Origin of the sequence: Neisseria subflava, assembly GCF_005221305.1 — a bacterium.
Classification (GTDB): Bacteria; Pseudomonadota; Gammaproteobacteria; order Burkholderiales; family Neisseriaceae; genus Neisseria; species Neisseria subflava.
Genome location: NZ_CP039887.1, coordinates 133,419 through 147,846 on the forward strand (window position 1 = coordinate 133,419; position 14,428 = coordinate 147,846).

At 46.5% G+C, this 14,428-nt stretch carries 19 protein-coding genes and 1 pseudogene; 14 read left to right on the forward strand and 6 right to left on the reverse strand.

Annotated features, from left to right (window positions below):
- Positions 1-2: 2 nt before the first annotated feature.
- The 12 genes and pseudogenes from hisB to FAH66_RS00730 form a co-directional block, all read left to right on the forward strand.
- Entirely contained in the window at positions 3-959 is a 957-nt protein-coding gene (gene hisB / locus FAH66_RS00675; RefSeq protein WP_137040194.1) for an imidazoleglycerol-phosphate dehydratase HisB, read from the forward strand.
- Positions 960-1,127: 168 nt separating this feature from the next.
- Entirely contained in the window at positions 1,128-1,772 is a 645-nt protein-coding gene (hisH, locus tag FAH66_RS00680; RefSeq protein WP_137040196.1) for an imidazole glycerol phosphate synthase subunit HisH, read from the forward strand.
- A 74-nt stretch (positions 1,773-1,846) separates the two neighbouring features.
- On the forward strand, positions 1,847-2,584 hold the full coding sequence (hisA, locus tag FAH66_RS00685) for a 1-(5-phosphoribosyl)-5-[(5-phosphoribosylamino)methylideneamino]imidazole-4-carboxamide isomerase (protein ID WP_137040198.1): 738 nt from the start codon (positions 1,847-1,849) through the stop codon (positions 2,582-2,584).
- A 178-nt stretch (positions 2,585-2,762) separates the two neighbouring features.
- Positions 2,763-3,080 (forward strand): multidrug transporter MatE, encoded by a 318-nt coding sequence (locus FAH66_RS00690; protein ID WP_137040200.1) that lies wholly within the window; start codon positions 2,763-2,765, stop codon positions 3,078-3,080.
- A gap of 40 nt (positions 3,081-3,120) precedes the next feature.
- The gene (gene hisF / locus FAH66_RS00695) at positions 3,121-3,888 is read left to right on the forward strand and encodes an imidazole glycerol phosphate synthase subunit HisF (RefSeq protein ID WP_137040202.1); all 768 of its coding nucleotides are present in this window, start codon (positions 3,121-3,123) and stop codon (positions 3,886-3,888) included.
- A 44-nt stretch (positions 3,889-3,932) separates the two neighbouring features.
- Positions 3,933-4,340: a phosphoribosyl-AMP cyclohydrolase gene (gene hisI / locus FAH66_RS00700; RefSeq protein ID WP_372512649.1), complete on the forward strand. Its 408-nt coding sequence runs from the start codon at positions 3,933-3,935 to the stop codon at positions 4,338-4,340.
- Between the two features lie 32 nt (positions 4,341-4,372).
- Complete coding sequence (locus FAH66_RS00705; RefSeq protein WP_003679440.1) at positions 4,373-4,696, forward strand: phosphoribosyl-ATP diphosphatase; 324 nt, start codon at positions 4,373-4,375, stop codon at positions 4,694-4,696.
- A 118-nt stretch (positions 4,697-4,814) separates the two neighbouring features.
- A complete protein-coding gene (locus FAH66_RS00710; RefSeq protein ID WP_049329536.1) occupies positions 4,815-5,138 on the forward strand; it encodes a histidine triad nucleotide-binding protein in 324 nt (107 codons plus the stop codon).
- A 35-nt stretch (positions 5,139-5,173) separates the two neighbouring features.
- Positions 5,174-5,377 (forward strand): Sec-independent protein translocase subunit TatA, encoded by a 204-nt coding sequence (gene tatA, locus FAH66_RS00715; RefSeq protein ID WP_003679438.1) that lies wholly within the window; start codon positions 5,174-5,176, stop codon positions 5,375-5,377.
- 3 nt (positions 5,378-5,380) lie between these two features.
- Positions 5,381-6,043 carry a Sec-independent protein translocase protein TatB gene (gene tatB / locus FAH66_RS00720; protein ID WP_070749341.1) on the forward strand — a complete coding sequence of 221 codons (663 nt, stop codon included), beginning with the start codon at positions 5,381-5,383 and terminating at the stop codon, positions 6,041-6,043.
- Positions 6,044-6,058: 15 nt separating this feature from the next.
- Complete coding sequence (gene tatC / locus FAH66_RS00725; protein WP_070749340.1) at positions 6,059-6,835, forward strand: twin-arginine translocase subunit TatC; 777 nt, start codon at positions 6,059-6,061, stop codon at positions 6,833-6,835.
- 145 nt (positions 6,836-6,980) lie between these two features.
- A pseudogene (locus tag FAH66_RS00730) lies at positions 6,981-7,328 on the forward strand (gluconokinase, GntK/IdnK-type); the annotation flags it as partial.
- A gap of 59 nt (positions 7,329-7,387) precedes the next feature.
- Here FAH66_RS00730 and dtd read toward each other — a convergent pair.
- The 6 genes from dtd to FAH66_RS00760 all read right to left on the reverse strand — a co-directional run bounded on the left by dtd (position 7,388) and on the right by FAH66_RS00760 (position 10,790).
- Positions 7,388-7,849, reverse strand: coding sequence for a D-aminoacyl-tRNA deacylase (dtd, locus tag FAH66_RS00735; RefSeq protein WP_049329571.1), 462 nt, complete (start codon positions 7,847-7,849; stop codon positions 7,388-7,390).
- 96 nt (positions 7,850-7,945) lie between these two features.
- Positions 7,946-8,710 (reverse strand): peptidyl-prolyl cis-trans isomerase, encoded by a 765-nt coding sequence (locus tag FAH66_RS00740; RefSeq protein WP_137040204.1) that lies wholly within the window; start codon positions 8,708-8,710, stop codon positions 7,946-7,948.
- Positions 8,711-8,755: 45 nt separating this feature from the next.
- Positions 8,756-9,628, reverse strand: coding sequence for a peptidylprolyl isomerase (locus FAH66_RS00745; RefSeq protein WP_137040206.1), 873 nt, complete (start codon positions 9,626-9,628; stop codon positions 8,756-8,758).
- Positions 9,629-9,697: 69 nt separating this feature from the next.
- On the reverse strand, positions 9,698-9,970 hold the full coding sequence (locus FAH66_RS00750; RefSeq protein ID WP_049329542.1) for a BolA family protein: 273 nt from the start codon (positions 9,968-9,970) through the stop codon (positions 9,698-9,700).
- Complete coding sequence (locus FAH66_RS00755) at positions 9,967-10,257, reverse strand: YciI family protein (RefSeq protein WP_070749337.1); 291 nt, start codon at positions 10,255-10,257, stop codon at positions 9,967-9,969. Before FAH66_RS00755 ends, FAH66_RS00750 begins: the two co-directional genes overlap by 4 nt.
- Complete coding sequence (locus FAH66_RS00760; RefSeq protein WP_049329543.1) at positions 10,257-10,790, reverse strand: septation protein A; 534 nt, start codon at positions 10,788-10,790, stop codon at positions 10,257-10,259. The genes FAH66_RS00755 and FAH66_RS00760 overlap by 1 nt, the downstream gene beginning before the upstream one ends.
- 353 nt (positions 10,791-11,143) lie before the next feature.
- Between FAH66_RS00760 and FAH66_RS00765 the strand changes: the two genes are divergently transcribed.
- Both FAH66_RS00765 and truA read left to right on the forward strand, forming a co-directional pair.
- The gene (locus FAH66_RS00765; RefSeq protein WP_137040208.1) at positions 11,144-13,129 is read left to right on the forward strand and encodes a motility hub landmark protein FimV; all 1,986 of its coding nucleotides are present in this window, start codon (positions 11,144-11,146) and stop codon (positions 13,127-13,129) included.
- Positions 13,130-13,354: 225 nt separating this feature from the next.
- A complete protein-coding gene (gene truA, locus FAH66_RS00770; RefSeq protein ID WP_137040210.1) occupies positions 13,355-14,200 on the forward strand; it encodes a tRNA pseudouridine(38-40) synthase TruA in 846 nt (281 codons plus the stop codon).
- Positions 14,201-14,428: the final 228 nt, after the last annotated feature.

Consider the following 14,428-nt stretch of genomic DNA (forward strand, 5'->3'; position numbering starts at 1 on the left):
TTATGAACAAAGCTCAACTGCATTTGACTAATTTTCTGTTACTGGTTGAAGAAGCCGGCTCATTGACCAAGCTTGCACGCGCATGCGGTTATGAAAACTCCGCCTCTTTGTCTCAGCTCAAACGCCGTTTGGAACAACAAGCAGGCGATGAGTCTGCACGCGGCATTCGTCCGAGCCTGGCTGCGAAGTTGGAATCCGGTATGCGCAAACGCAAAGGCTGGCTGAACCGTGATCACAGTAAAGATCAAGAAAAAGCAGCAGCGGTTGAAGCGGCGCGTTTGGAAAAACAAACTGTTGAAGCAGCCGAAGCTGGCGTTTCAACCGAAGGCCGTTTTGTTACCGTTACCCGCAATACCTGCGAAACCCAAATTACCGTCAGCCTCAATCTTGACGGTACCGGCAAATGCCGCTTGGATACCGGCGTTCCTTTCCTTGAACACATGCTTGCCCAAGTAGCGCGTCATGGTTTGATTGACTTGGATATTACCTGCAAAGGCGATTTGCACATTGACGACCATCACACGGTTGAAGACATCGGTATCGTATTGGGTCAGGCACTGAAACAAGCGCTTGGCAATAAAGCCGGCATTACCCGCTATGGCCATGCCTATGTTCCGCTGGATGAAGCGTTGAGCCGTGTAGTCATCGACCTTTCCGGCCGCCCCGGCTTGGTATACAACATCGACTTTACCCGCGCCCTGATCGGCCGTTTTGATGTCGATTTGTTTGAAGAATTTTTCCACGGCCTTGTGAACCACAGCATGATGACCTTGCACATCGATAACTTGAGCGGCCGTAATGCACATCATCAAGCCGAGACCGTTTTCAAAGCCTTCGGCCGCGCCCTGCGCATGGCGGTCGAATACGATCCGCGCATGATGGGTCAAACGCCTTCTACCAAAGGCACGCTGAGCGAAGAATCCGTTCAAGAAGAAGCGGAAGCCGCATCTGAAGAATAAGGCATCGTGTGAATGAATAAAGGCCGTCTGAAACCCTAATTGGTTTCAGACGGCCTTTATTATTTGTCTTGTATATCAACAATATTTTGTTTTAAACCATCTTTTGCTACAATCATTCTTATTATTATATTAATCATTAAATGTTTTCAGACGGCCTGAGGAGAAGCAATGAAAGTAGCGATTGTCGATTATGGAATGGGAAACCTGCATTCAGTATTGAAATCTGTTCAGGCGGCGCAGGTTTTGTCTAATCAAAATGCCGAAGTTTATCTGACTTCGCGGCCTGAAGAGGTGATGGCGGCAGATAAGGTTATCTTTCCGGGGCAGGGTGCCATGCCGGATTGTATGTCGGCGCTGAAGGCAAGCGGTTTGGGCGAGGCAGTTTCAGACGGCCTGAAAAACAAGCCGTTTTTTGGCATTTGCGTAGGTGCGCAATTATTGTTTGAACACAGCGAAGAAGGCGATACAGATGGTTTGGGTTGGTTTGAAGGTCAAGTAAAACGGTTTTTGTCCAATCAAACCGATGCGCAGGGAGGCCGTCTGAAAGTACCGCATATGGGTTGGAATACAGTGTGCCAAACCCGTCCGCACCCTTTATTTCAAGACATTGGGCAGAACGAGTATTTTTATTTTGTTCACAGCTATTATTTTGCGCCGAAAAATGAAGAGGTTGTTTTAGGCGTCAGCGAATATCCGAATGAATTTGCCTGCATTGTCGGTAAGGACAATGTGTTTGCCACACAGTTCCATACGGAAAAAAGCCATCAGGCAGGATTGCTGCTGCTGCGTAATTTTTTAAATTGGCAGATTTGAGGCTTTTTAACATAAATCTACTAAAAATCGCTAATTTGTGTAAAATATACTGAAATTGAGTAGAGGAGAAGAAAATGCTGTTGATACCTGCCATTGATTTGAAAGAAGGACGCTGTGTTCGCTTAAAACAAGGCTTGATGGAGCAGGCGACGGTGTTTTCCGATTCGCCGGCAGAGATGGCTTTGCATTGGCGCAATCAAGGCGCACGCCGTTTGCATTTGGTTGATTTGAACGGCGCATTCGCAGGCGTTCCTCAAAATTTTCCGGCAATTAAAGAAATTTTGGCCGCCATAGCCAAAGATATTCCGGTACAGCTTGGCGGCGGTATCCGTGATTTGGAAACCATTGAAAAATATTTGGATTTGGGGCTGACAGATGTGATTATCGGTACGGCCGCGGTGAAAAATCCTGAATTTGTGCGTGAAGCATGTAAGGCATTTCCAGGTCAGATTATCGTCGGCTTGGATGCCAAAGACGGTATGGTGGCGATAGACGGTTGGGCAACGGTAACGGGACACCATGTCGTCGATTTGGCCAAGCGTTTTGAAGACGATGGCGTCAACAGCATTATTTATACCGATATCGGCCGCGACGGCATGATGAGCGGCGTGAATATCGAGGCTACCGTCAAATTGGCTCAATCAGTGAATATCCCGATTATCGCTTCCGGCGGCTTGACGAATTTGGACGATATCCGCGCATTGTGTGCCGTTGAAAAAGAGGGTGTGAGCGGTGCGATTACCGGCCGCGCAATTTATGAGGGAAGTATTGATTTCGCACAGGCACAAAAACTGGCCGATTCTTTGGCTTGACCTAAGTGCGTTTAATTATGCAGATTAGGGCTTTGCAAGGGGTAACAGCGCAGGAGTTGGCGCATAGCTGAAAATGCCTTTAAAAGCGGCATTTTGCAAAGTCCTTAGACTTAAAAATCTGTCTGAAATAATTATAAAAAACAACTCACTCAATATCTTATTTTATTAAGGGATTGGTATGCTTGAAGCGTTTGTTTTGGGTTTTTGGATTATCTGGTCATCCGATCGCGAAGTGTATCCGCTAAGCGAAAGTTTGTGGTTTACACTGATTGCAGTGATACTGCGGCAGCTGACGGCGTTTGATTTGCCGATTATCGACACCTATTGGATGATTTTCAATGGGATAGTGTGGGCATTTGCCGGTTTGATTTTTTCCATTATCGGCCGCATTGACAGCAATTTTATTATTTCCTGTGTTTTGGCGATGATGGCCGGCATTGGTTATTTTCAGCTGTTGCAACATTTGCCGGATTGGTTGAGCAAATTTTTGGCCTGACGGTTTCAGACGGCCTGAGAGCGGATAAGAGGTATTGGGTATGGCATTGTCAAAACGAATTATTCCCTGTCTGGATGTAAAAGACGGTCGCGTGGTAAAAGGTGTCAACTTTTTGGGTTTGCGCGATGCAGGCAATCCGGTTGACGTTGCCAAACGCTATAACGATGAAGGCGCGGATGAGTTGACCTTTTTGGACATCACTGCTTCCAGCGACAATCGCGACACTATTTTGCACGTTATTGAGGCAGTCGCTTCACAAGTTTTTATTCCATTGACGGTAGGCGGCGGTGTGCGCACAGTTGCCGATATCCGTCGTCTGCTTAATGCCGGTGCTGATAAGGCCAGCATCAATACGGCCGCTGTAACCAATCCTGATTTGGTAAACGAAGCGGCCGGTTTTTTTGGTTCGCAAGCGATTGTTGTTGCCGTGGATGCCAAAGCGGTCAACCCTGAAAACACCCGTTGGGAAATTTTTACCCATGGCGGACGTAATCCGACCGGTTTGGACGCTGTGGAATGGGCTGTCAAAATGCAGCGGCGCGGTGCGGGCGAGATTTTGCTGACCAGTATGGACCGGGATGGTACCAAGCAAGGTTTCAACCTGCCTTTGACACGCGCGGTCAGCGAAGCGGTCGATATTCCGGTTATTGCTTCCGGCGGCGTCGGTTCGGTACAACACTTGGTGGACGGCATTAAAGAAGGAAAGGCAGATGCGGTATTGGCCGCCAGTATTTTCCACTTTGGCGAAGCGAGTATCCGCGAAGCGAAACTGGCCATGCGTGAAGCAGGAATTGAAGTGCGTTTGTGATTGCTATCCAAAGGCCGTCTGAAAAATATGGGAGAAAGACGCACATGTCGAATATAAACGAAACGCTGCTGAATGCCGTAAAATTTGATGAAAAAGGTTTGGTTTGCGCCATTGTCCAAGATTGGCAGACACGCCGTGTGCTGATGGTTGCCTGGATGAACGCCGAAGCCCTGCAAAAAACCGTAGAAACCGGTTTTGCCCACTATTACAGCCGTTCCCGCCAAAAACAATGGATGAAGGGCGAGGCGTCCGGACATAGGCAAAAAGTACATGAATTGCGCCTGGATTGTGATGGCGACGCAGTGGTCATGCTGATTGAACAAAACGGCGGCATTGCCTGTCATACTGGGCGCGAAAGCTGTTTTTACAAAGTTTGGCAAGAGGGCGCATGGCAGACAGTCGATGCCGTGTTGAAAGATGAAGAAGCAATCTACGGACATAAACATCCTTAAGGCCGTCTGAAAGAAAATAAGAGAAACCGACCATGACCGATACTATCCTTACCCAAATTCAAAACGTCATCGATTCGCGCAAAGGCGGCGATCCTGATGCTTCTTACGTTGCTCAACTGCTGCACAAAGGCGAAGACAAGATTCTGAAAAAAGTCATCGAGGAAGCGGGTGAAACCTTGATGGCCTCTAAAGATGGCGGTGGCGAACATTTGGTTTACGAAGTGGCGGATTTGTGGTTTCACACCATGGTTTTATTGGCGCATCACGGCTTGCGCGCCGAAGATGTGGTCAACGAGCTTGCGCGCCGTCAAGGTTTGTCGGGATTAGTGGAAAAAGCTTCTCGCAAAGAATCTTGAATTTATATTACAATCCCGTATTTGACCTGTTTCAGAATCCGTCTCTTGGGGCAAAAACGATTTCCCTTTTTTGGTTGAAACCCGTTACGCCCGTTTTCAGACGGCCATTGGAGCCATTATGGATAATTGTATTTTCTGCAAAATCGCAACCAAAGATATTCCGGCACAAACCGTTTACGAAGACGATGAGATGCTTTGTTTCAAAGACATCCGTCCTGCCGCGCCGGTGCATCTGCTGCTGATTCCGAAAGTGCACTTCGATTCACTGGCACACGCAACCGCCGAACATCAAACCCTGTTGGGCAAAATGATGTTGAAAGTTCCTCAAATCGCCCATGAGGCAGGTTTGACCGACGGTTTCAAAACCCTGATCAACACAGGCAAAGGCGGCGGACAAGAAGTCTTCCACCTGCATATCCATATCATGGGTACGCCTGCATAATTATTATCTATTTTTAACAAATTCAAGGATTTATCATGGGTAGCTTCTCTCTCTGGCACTGGATTATCGTACTGATTATCGTCGTTTTGGTATTCGGTACCAAAAAATTGCGCAACGTCGGCAAAGACCTCGGCGGTGCAGTACATGACTTCAAACAAGGCCTGAACGAAGGTACAGATGGCAAAGATGCCAAAAAAGACGAAGTCATCGAACACAAAAAAGACGAAGACAAAGCATAATCCATGTTTGATTTCGGTTTGGGCGAATTGCTGCTGGTTGGCGTTGTCGCCCTGATAGTGCTTGGCCCCGAACGTCTGCCGCAAGCCGCGCGTACGGCCGGTCGTTTGGTCGGCAAATTGCAAGGATTCGTCAACAACGTCAAGCAGGAACTCAACACTCAGGCTGAGTTGGATGAATTGCGCAAGGTGAAGCAGGAATTTGAAACCGCCGCATCTGAGTTTCGCGACGGTATCAAAGACTTGGGCAACGATGCACAAAAAAATCTGAGCGATATTTCAGACGGCCTCAAGCCGTGGGAACGCCTGCCCGAACAGAAAACGCCTGCCGATTTCGGTGTGGATGAGTTTGGCAATCCTTTGCCTGATATGGCTTCAAACGGCACTGAGAATGAAACTGCAACCCAAGCTTCTGAGCAGGGTGGGGCAGTGCAAACCCAAGAGCTTGTTGAGGCTGAAAATGCCGAGTCCGAGCAAGACCGCGCTTGGCGTGAGTATTTGACGGCTTCGGTTTCACCTACTCCTGTGGTAGAAGTCAGCTATGTCGAATCTCCTGTTGCCGATGTTCCTCCGCCGCATACGACTTCTTTGCGTAAGCAGGCGATGAGCCGCAAACGCGATATGCGCCCGAAATTCCACGCCAAGCCCAAACTGCGCGTCCGTAAGTAAAAAGTGAGTCAACCGGTGTCCGAATCTCAACACGAACAACCCGTCCAACCGCTTATCGAGCATCTTCTCGAGCTGCGCCGCCGCATGATGTGGATTGTCATCGGTATCGTCGTCTGCTTTTTGGGCATGATGCCGTTTGCTCAGCAGCTCTATACCTTTGTTGCCGAACCATTAATGGCCAATCTGCCTAAAGATACCAGCATGATTGCAACTGATGTGATCGCGCCGTTTTTTGTGCCGGTCAAGGTTACTCTGATGGCAGCGTTTCTGCTGTCGTTGCCGCATACGCTGTATCAAGTTTGGGCGTTTGTTGCTCCTGCCTTATACCAAAACGAAAAACGTTTGATTACGCCGCTGGTGTTGTCCAGCGTAACGCTCTTCTTCGTTGGGATGGCGTTTGCCTATTTTTTGGTATTTCCCGTTATTTTCAAATTCTTGGCTGGTGTAACCCCTGTCGGCGTCAATATGGCGACCGATATCGACAAATACCTGTCCTTTATTTTGGGCATGTTTGTCGCATTCGGTACGACGTTTGAAGTGCCCGTCGTTGTGGTGTTGCTTGCAAAAATGGGCATTGTTTCGACTGCACAGCTTAAGAATGCGCGTCCGTATGTGATTGTCGGTGCATTTGTCGTGGCCGCAATCATCACGCCACCTGATGTAATTTCTCAAACCCTGCTTGCTGTTCCGCTGATTCTGCTCTACGAAGCAGGCATTTGGTTCAGCCGCTTTGCCAAAGTGAAAACGCAGCAGGAAGATGAAGATACACCGCAACCACCGGCAGAAGTTTAAGAATTAAGGCCGTCTGAAGAATTTTTCAGACGGCCTTTGTATCATGGCACTTCAGTTTTTAAGAAAAAGTATGATGGATGTTTGGGGAATCGTACAAAAACGCTATAGCCCCAAATTCTTTTGATGTGACTAAAAATTTCGACCTTACCCATGGCTGGGCAATTTGCGTGACTGGATGACGGAGCAGGCAAAAAATGGGGAAAAATATTCCATCGTTACTTGTTCTGCACTCAAACGCCAATACCGCGATATTCTGCGTGGCGCAGAAGGGAAGGTGGCTTTTATCCATCTGACCCCGCCTCAAGCAATCAATCTTGAGCGTATGCTGTCGCGTCAGGGGCATTATATGAAAGCCGGAATGCTGGATTCTCAGCTGGAGATTTTGGAAGAGCTGGGTGCTGATGAGTACGGTGTCAAAATCGACAATCCGGGTTCGCCTGAAGCCGTTGAGGCAGATATTATGAACTGGGTGAAAGCGCAAGGCTTGATTTAGTAATGATCAGAAATGGAAAGGCCGTCTGAAATATTTCAGACGGCCTTTTTCGATGGGATTTAGAATGTTTTTTGCGAATCAAGCAATAAGGTAACCGGCCCATCATTGCAAAGGGAAACCTGCATATGGGTTTGGAATCTGCCGGTTTCGACAGTCAATCCATGTTCGCGTAGAAGTTGTGCGGTGTATTGATAAAGTTTATCCGCTAGTTCTGCGGGCGCGGCATTGGAGAAAGATGGGCGGCGGCCGCTGCGCGCATCGGCGTAAAGGGTAAACTGGGAAACCAGTAATATCGAGCCGCCGACATCTTTGAGCGATAAATTTAATTTGCCGTTTTCGTCTTCAAAGATACGTAGGTTGGCGGTTTTATCCGCAATGTATTTGGCGTCCGCTTCTGTATCGGTGTGGGTAACGCCGAGCAATATCATAAATCCGTTGTTGATTTCGCCGCAGGTTTCACAGGAGTTTTCGGACAAAACGTCAACTTTGGCTTGGGTAACTTTTTGGATAACAGCGCGCATAATCTTGTGTGAATAAAAGGAGTTGTAAAAAAGGGCGTAAGATACGCCCTCTGAGTTCAAATATAGTTTCAGACGGCCTGAAACCATTGAATTAATTTACGGATTAATGCCGTTTTCTTTCAAGATACGTTCGATCTGATTCTCGACTTTTTGTCGTTTGACAGCTTGGATAAGCTGATTGCGTACCAGTTCGAAAGGTTCGGCATTAGGATTACGCTCTACGGCGCTGAGTTTAAACAGATAAAAACGGTTTCCCATCTGAATCGGCTCATGCGTTACATCACCTCGGTTCATGTCGGCAAAAGCGGTAGCCAGTTGAGGCGAAAGCTGCTGCGGAGAGATGAAGCCGTCGAACTCTTGTTCGGGGTTGGGATAGCGTTTCATCAGCTCTTCAAATGACAAGCCTTTGAGCAGCAGTTCTTGCGCTGCGCGGACTTCTTCGGCTGAAGCAAAGCTGACTTGTTGCAGCTTGATGATGCGTGTTTGCTGGTCGTAGAAACGGCGCAATTCGGCATCGTCAACCGCGGTTTGACGTTCTAGATAAGCAGCGTATTGGTTGGCATAAAACTCAGCTTCCACATTTTTAAACTGATTCTGTACTTCTGCATCTTTATCCAAACCAGCCTTGATGGCTTCATTTTTCAGAATTTCCAAAGTCTGCAAACGTGTAACCACATCTTTGCGGATTGCCTGACCATCGGGTTTGGCAGTCTGGTTGGGATGTTGATCGGCTTGTCTCAATACTTCGGCGACCATGCTGTCGATACGGGCAGGATCGATTTCAGGTGCTTTGGCGGTTGCCAAGCCGACGGTCGATAGGGTGAGGATAGCCAAAACGGCAGTTTTGGGCTTGATGTTCATGTGAGTTCCTTATTGCCCGCCCGTTATCACGGCGGGCACGTTATATTATTTGTTGACTTTGATACTGGCTTTTTTCAGCAATGATTGAATGGCCGCATCAACACGGGCTGCCTGTAAGTCGCTGCCAATCTCGTTTTTCGATGCTTCATAAGAAGGTACGGTAACGTTACGACGGTCATTGACATAGAAAACGGCGTACAAATTACCGTTTTGCAGTGGCGTTTTAGTGTGTGCACCTTTTTTCAGGTCTTTGACAGCAGCGTAAAGCGGAGGTGCTGATTCTTGCAAATCTTTAAGCGGAATATAAGCTTTAGGGATGCCGCCGGCTTTTTTGGCCGCTTCGTCAATTGAGTATTGGTTCAATACCGAAACAAAGCTTTTTTTCGCATCCAAATCGGCAATGGCTTTTTGGGCATTGCTGCTGCTGTCGGTCACGATTTCGCCCAGTTGGACTTCCTTAGTACCTTTATAGAAGTTGCTGAAGTCGTTGTAAGCGGCTTTGACATCTTTTTCTTGGACAGGATATTGACGGACGATATGCGCCGCGAAAGCTTGGCCTAGCAAATCATTTTCGAAAACTGCCCATTCGGTTTTGAATGTGGCTTTTTTATCTGCGCCTTGCTTGGCGGCATCGGCACGCGCTTGCTCCAATGCAGCTTTGAATTCAGCGCTTTGATCCAGTTTTAATTTTTTGGCTTCTTGGGTAACAACAGTGCTGATAATTTGGCGTTCAGTCAGCATTTGACGCAATTCAGGAGTGTCTTGAACGTTCGGGTTGCTGGCGCGTACGGAAGCAACTTGGTCATCGATAACGCTGCTGTCGATGGCTTGACCGTTGACGGTTACCAAAGTTTGGGCAAACAGTGTGCCGGAAGTCAGGGCAAGCATCAAGGCTGAAGCAAAGTAGGTTTTTTTCATCGTATTTCTCTTTTAAATTAATGATTGGAAATAAATTAATGATTAGAAATCAAAGTTTAAGTAGTAATCTTAATGGAAGTATTCGTCCGGCGTGGCCGCTTTGATACTGAGTGCATGAATCAGGCCGTCTGAAAACAAGTCCTGTAAAAGCTGCTTAATCATACGTTGCCGCTGGAGGCGGCCAATGTTTTCAAATGCGTTGCTGACCACCACTATGGCGTAATGCCCGCCGCCTTTATTACCGGCATGGCCGGCATGCAGATGGCTTTCATCTTCAAAATCGAAGAACTCAGGCTCAAGCGTTCGCAGGCGTTCCTCGATAATTTGACGAATATTGCTCATTTGAACACGGCTTTAAAGGGTTTAATCAATACTTCTGCGTATACGCCGGCATCGACGTAAGGGTCTTGTTCTGCCCATTCTTGTGCAGCGTCCAAAGATTCAAATTGAGCCACAATTAGACTGCCGGAAACACGTTCCGGATTATCTGGTAGAGGATTGGGGCCGGCAGTCAGCAGAAGGCCTTGCGCTTTCAATTCTTCTAAGCGTGCCAAATGAGCAGGGCGGGCCGCCATGCGTGCTTCGTGGACATCTTCGGCATCAGTGGCCAAAAGCATGAAATATTCCATTATTGATCCTCCTTAGACTGGAAACGCATCAGATACATACCCTGTGCGATGGAAAAAATGATTGTGAAGCCCAATGTGCCGAACAGTTTGTAATTGACCCATTGGTCTGGAAAATACGTAAAGACAAAGAGGTTGGCCGCACCCATAAAAATTAGGAAGCCAATCCATGCATAAGTCAGGCGTGTCCATACAAAATCAGGGAGCTGCATTTCTTTGCCCATGACGGCTTTAAGCCCGTTTTTACCGGCCAGGTGGCTGAACAGCATGACGATCGCGCCGATCCAAAACAGAACGGTTGGTTTCCACATGATAAAGCGGTTGTCTTTCAGCAGAATCGTTGCACCGCCAAAAAAGACAATCAAAATCAGGCTGACCCATTGCATGGTGTCCAGCTTGCGGTGTTTCCAAAAGGTCAGCGCAGCTTGGGCAATACCGACGATAACCGCAACAGTTGTTGCGGCAATCATGTCTTTGGTGATGATGTATGTGATGAAAAATAAGAATACGGCGAATAAGTCGCTCAAAATCTTCATATATTAATGATGAAACTAATTGAGTAAATGCTAATCATACAGGGAGATGTGTTTTTTTGCACGTTTCACCATGACTTTAATATCGCACATATTTATATGAAATATTTGTTTTGGGTTGGCGAAATTTGTAAAAAAGAAACACAAGCATGCAAAAGTAATAGATTTGCTAAGGAATTTTAGGCTGAATAGCCTCTATTGCTTGGCAGGAATGGGTTAAAAATATATCATGACGTAATATCTAGTAAATATATGGTTAAATGCGTGCACATTGGTTAGTACCATAATTTCCGAACAGGGGATCAGTTTTGAAAAAACATCACAATATTAAATTAATTACAGCTTCTATCGCTTTAATGACATCGCTCAGTGCCTCTGCAGGTTTGGGCGGCTTGAATGTTCAATCTCATTTGGGTGAGCCTTTTACAGGCAATATCACTGTAACTGGCGAGGAAGCTCAGGCTCTGCTTAATGGCGGTAAGGCCACTATTTCAAATGGCAATTTGCGCGCAGCGGTACGCAAATCAGGCGATAAGGCAGTCGTTACCATCCGCTCTTCTAAAGCCATCAAAGATCCTGTTTTGGTTTTCCAAGTAGGTGTTGGCGCGCAATCGCGTGAGTACACCGCTATTATCGATCCGGCCGGATATGATTCTAAAGATGCTGCATCTGTTCGTATCCGTCCGGTCACTGAATCTCAATCTTCCGAGCCGACACGCAATGCCCAACAGCCTGCAACTAAAAACAATAAAGCAGCAGGTAATCAGACAGCTCGAGCGCGTAAGGATGTACAGCGTAAGGCTGAGAAAAAACAAGTTCAGACGGCCTCTGCTAAAAACGACACGGCTGCACGTTCAGGCAGGCAGCATTTGGTGCGTACGGGTGAAACCCTGATTGCCATCGCGTCCAGCATCCGTCCGCAGGGTATGACCTTGGATCAAACCATTCAGGCTTTGGTAAATGCCAATCCGGATGTGTTTATTGATAATAATGCCAACCGTATGTTGGCAGGTAAAGTACTGAATATTCCAAACCGTAGCGAATTGCAACGCTTGGCTGCGTCTGCTCCTGCTAAAACCAATACAGCGACAGAGAAAGGCAATGAAGCCGTCAATGCAACAGAAGCTAAAACAGAAAAACTTGTTGTTCAGCCTGAGGCTCAAACTGAAGCCCAGGTTAAAGATGCTGGTGTAAATACACAGCAACAGGAAGAAGTGAAACAAGCTTCAGCTGAGCAAGCAGAACAAGCAGCATCTGCAGCGGTCAATGAAAACACCGCATCGACTGTTCCTGCATCTGATGGTCAAGAAGCTATGGCTTCTGATGCTCAAGAGAATGTAGTGGCTTCTGAGCCTGTTGCAACCACGGATTCTGTCGCGGAGCAAACAGAAAGCGAATCAGACGGCAATTTATGGAAATGGTTATTGGCAGGCGGTGCAGCCCTTATTGCTGCTTGGTTGTTGTTGAAAGCTGCTGGTAAACGTAATGACGAGCTGGAAGAAGCACCTGTAAGCCGTAAGGATGAAGAGAAGGTTGTACAGAAAAATGTTGCTGCTTCAGCTGCTGCGGTTGCTGCAACTAAAGTAACGCCGTCTGAAAAAACTCAAGACGGTCTGTTTATCGAAGATGATTTCGAAGATGATGTGGTTATCAATGAAGTAGAAGAATCTTCCAATATCGATGATGTCAAACTTGATTTGGGTAAGATTGACAATAGTCAGGCAGGTATTCTTTCAGGTGCAGTAACGCATGATGTTGAGACAGAGCAACGCCGCCATGCTGATTGGGATAGTATCGAATCAACAGAAAGCGTGTACGAGCCTGAACCAGAAAATCCGTATCAGCCAGTATCGGTTGTTATGCCGGAACGTAAAGAAGAGCAGGTAAATACATTTGCTGAGTTTGATTTGGCGGCAGAGAAAAAAGTCTCCGAGTCAAGAAATGAAGAGCCACTCGAGTTTACGGTAGAAACCCCTGAAGTTTCAGACAGCCATGTGCTGCCATTCGATGTCAAGCAAGGTCAAGACTTGCAAATTCAAGAAATCAAAGAAGAAGTAGAGAAAGAAGAAGCTGCTTCTGAGTTTGTGATTGAAGAAGGTGCATTGGAATGGGGAGCTGAAGATGTTTCAGTGGCTGCCGATAAAAGCAATAGTGAAAGAGGCTTTGTTTCAGAATCAGTCGGCATGACTGCACCGCTTGAAGCCAAATATGATTTGGCTAAGATGTATATCGAAATCGGTGATCCTGAAGCGGCTCGAGAAACATTGCAAGGGCTGATTGAAGAGGCTGAAGGCGATATTCTGCATAAAGCCCAAAAATTGATGAAAGAACTTGGCGCATAAGTGCCAGTCAAATGAAGATGCCGTTTCAGACGGCATCTTTTTTATGGTAAATTAAAAAGCAAGATTTTGTCTGAGTCTATGATTGGTTGGGTAAGATTTCAGCTTTATATGATGGTTGAAGATAAAGGCCGTCTGAAATACATGAGAGGCGTGTGTTGATCACGCCTTTTTAATATTGGTTACCTGAGTGTAGGCAACAATATCAATTTACAAGAAGTATAAGAAATGACTGAACAAGCAAATACAACAGGGCATCTGATGCAGCGTTGGGCTTTGACCCTCTCTTATGACGGTAGCCGTTTTTATGGTTGGCAAAAACAGGCTGGAGATTTGCCGACTGTTCAGACGGCCTTAGAGCAGGCCTTGTCTTCAATAGCAGGGGAGCAAATTAATACTATTGTTGCGGGAAGGACGGATACGGGTGTGCATGCAACTGCTCAGGTAGTGCATTTTGATACATCAGTAAGCCGTCCGGAGCAAGCATGGGTACGGGGAGTCAATGCGCATTTGCCTGATGGTGTTGCTGTGTTGGTTGCGCAAAAAGTTGCACCTTATTTTCATGCCCGATTTGATGCTTATGGTCGCCATTATCGTTATTTATTGGAATCCTCACCGGTTCGTTCTCCATTATTGGTTGGCAGAGTAGGGTGGACACATTTGAAATTAGATTTAAATCTGATGAGGCAGGCTGCTGCCTTATTGGAGGGTGAGCATGACTTTTCCAGTTTTCGAGCGGCTGAATGTCAGGCGAAATCTCCTATAAAAACACTATATAGTACAAAGATTAGTGGAACTTCTCGCTATCTGTGCCTTGATTTGCATGGAAATGCATTCTTGCATCATATGGTGCGCAATATTATGGGTGCTTTGGTGTATGTGGGTAGTGGCAGAATCAGTGTGGATGAGTTTGAGTCGGTCTTTCATGCCAAAAGTAGATTGAAGGCTCCGCCAACTTTTATGTCTGATGGCCTGTATTTAACAGGTGTTGACTATCCTGATGAGTTTGGAGTGACGCAGCTATCGTTGCCCGAGTGGATGAGCGTTCTAGGTAATGGTTTTCAGACAGTCTAGCTGTGGATTGTTGGTATAAAAGCAACGAAATAGCGTGATTGATGTGTAAACTGATAAAGTGTTGTAAAAATGCACAGTTGGTTTTAAATAAATTGATCATTGATTTTAAATAATAAATTTCTACTTTTGGGGTTGTCTCTACCTTTATTTAGTTTCTGCGGTAGTGGGGGGAATTGAATAAAGTTTGTTTTTTTAGAGAGGAACAATTATAGTGACAGTCATGGAATC

Bases quoted from the DNA above. Each gene is read 5' to 3' on its own strand.
- hisB (WP_137040194.1), top strand. From the start codon at position 3: ATGAACAAAGCTCAACTGCATTTGACTAATTTTCTGTTACTGGTTGAA.
- hisH (WP_137040196.1), top strand. From the start codon at position 1,128: ATGAAAGTAGCGATTGTCGATTATGGAATGGGAAACCTGCATTCAGTA.
- hisA (WP_137040198.1), top strand. From the start codon at position 1,847: ATGCTGTTGATACCTGCCATTGATTTGAAAGAAGGACGCTGTGTTCGC.
- FAH66_RS00690 (WP_137040200.1), top strand. From the start codon at position 2,763: ATGCTTGAAGCGTTTGTTTTGGGTTTTTGGATTATCTGGTCATCCGAT.
- hisF (WP_137040202.1), top strand. From the start codon at position 3,121: ATGGCATTGTCAAAACGAATTATTCCCTGTCTGGATGTAAAAGACGGT.
- hisI (WP_372512649.1), top strand. From the start codon at position 3,933: ATGTCGAATATAAACGAAACGCTGCTGAATGCCGTAAAATTTGATGAA.
- FAH66_RS00705 (WP_003679440.1), top strand. From the start codon at position 4,373: ATGACCGATACTATCCTTACCCAAATTCAAAACGTCATCGATTCGCGC.
- FAH66_RS00710 (WP_049329536.1), top strand. From the start codon at position 4,815: ATGGATAATTGTATTTTCTGCAAAATCGCAACCAAAGATATTCCGGCA.
- tatA (WP_003679438.1), top strand. From the start codon at position 5,174: ATGGGTAGCTTCTCTCTCTGGCACTGGATTATCGTACTGATTATCGTC.
- tatB (WP_070749341.1), top strand. From the start codon at position 5,381: ATGTTTGATTTCGGTTTGGGCGAATTGCTGCTGGTTGGCGTTGTCGCC.
- dtd (WP_049329571.1), bottom strand. From the start codon at position 7,849: ATGCGCGCTGTTATCCAAAAAGTTACCCAAGCCAAAGTTGACGTTTTG.
- FAH66_RS00740 (WP_137040204.1), bottom strand. From the start codon at position 8,710: ATGAACATCAAGCCCAAAACTGCCGTTTTGGCTATCCTCACCCTATCG.
- FAH66_RS00745 (WP_137040206.1), bottom strand. From the start codon at position 9,628: ATGAAAAAAACCTACTTTGCTTCAGCCTTGATGCTTGCCCTGACTTCC.
- FAH66_RS00750 (WP_049329542.1), bottom strand. From the start codon at position 9,970: ATGAGCAATATTCGTCAAATTATCGAGGAACGCCTGCGAACGCTTGAG.
- FAH66_RS00755 (WP_070749337.1), bottom strand. From the start codon at position 10,257: ATGGAATATTTCATGCTTTTGGCCACTGATGCCGAAGATGTCCACGAA.
- FAH66_RS00760 (WP_049329543.1), bottom strand. From the start codon at position 10,790: ATGAAGATTTTGAGCGACTTATTCGCCGTATTCTTATTTTTCATCACA.
- FAH66_RS00765 (WP_137040208.1), top strand. From the start codon at position 11,144: ATGACATCGCTCAGTGCCTCTGCAGGTTTGGGCGGCTTGAATGTTCAA.
- truA (WP_137040210.1), top strand. From the start codon at position 13,355: ATGACTGAACAAGCAAATACAACAGGGCATCTGATGCAGCGTTGGGCT.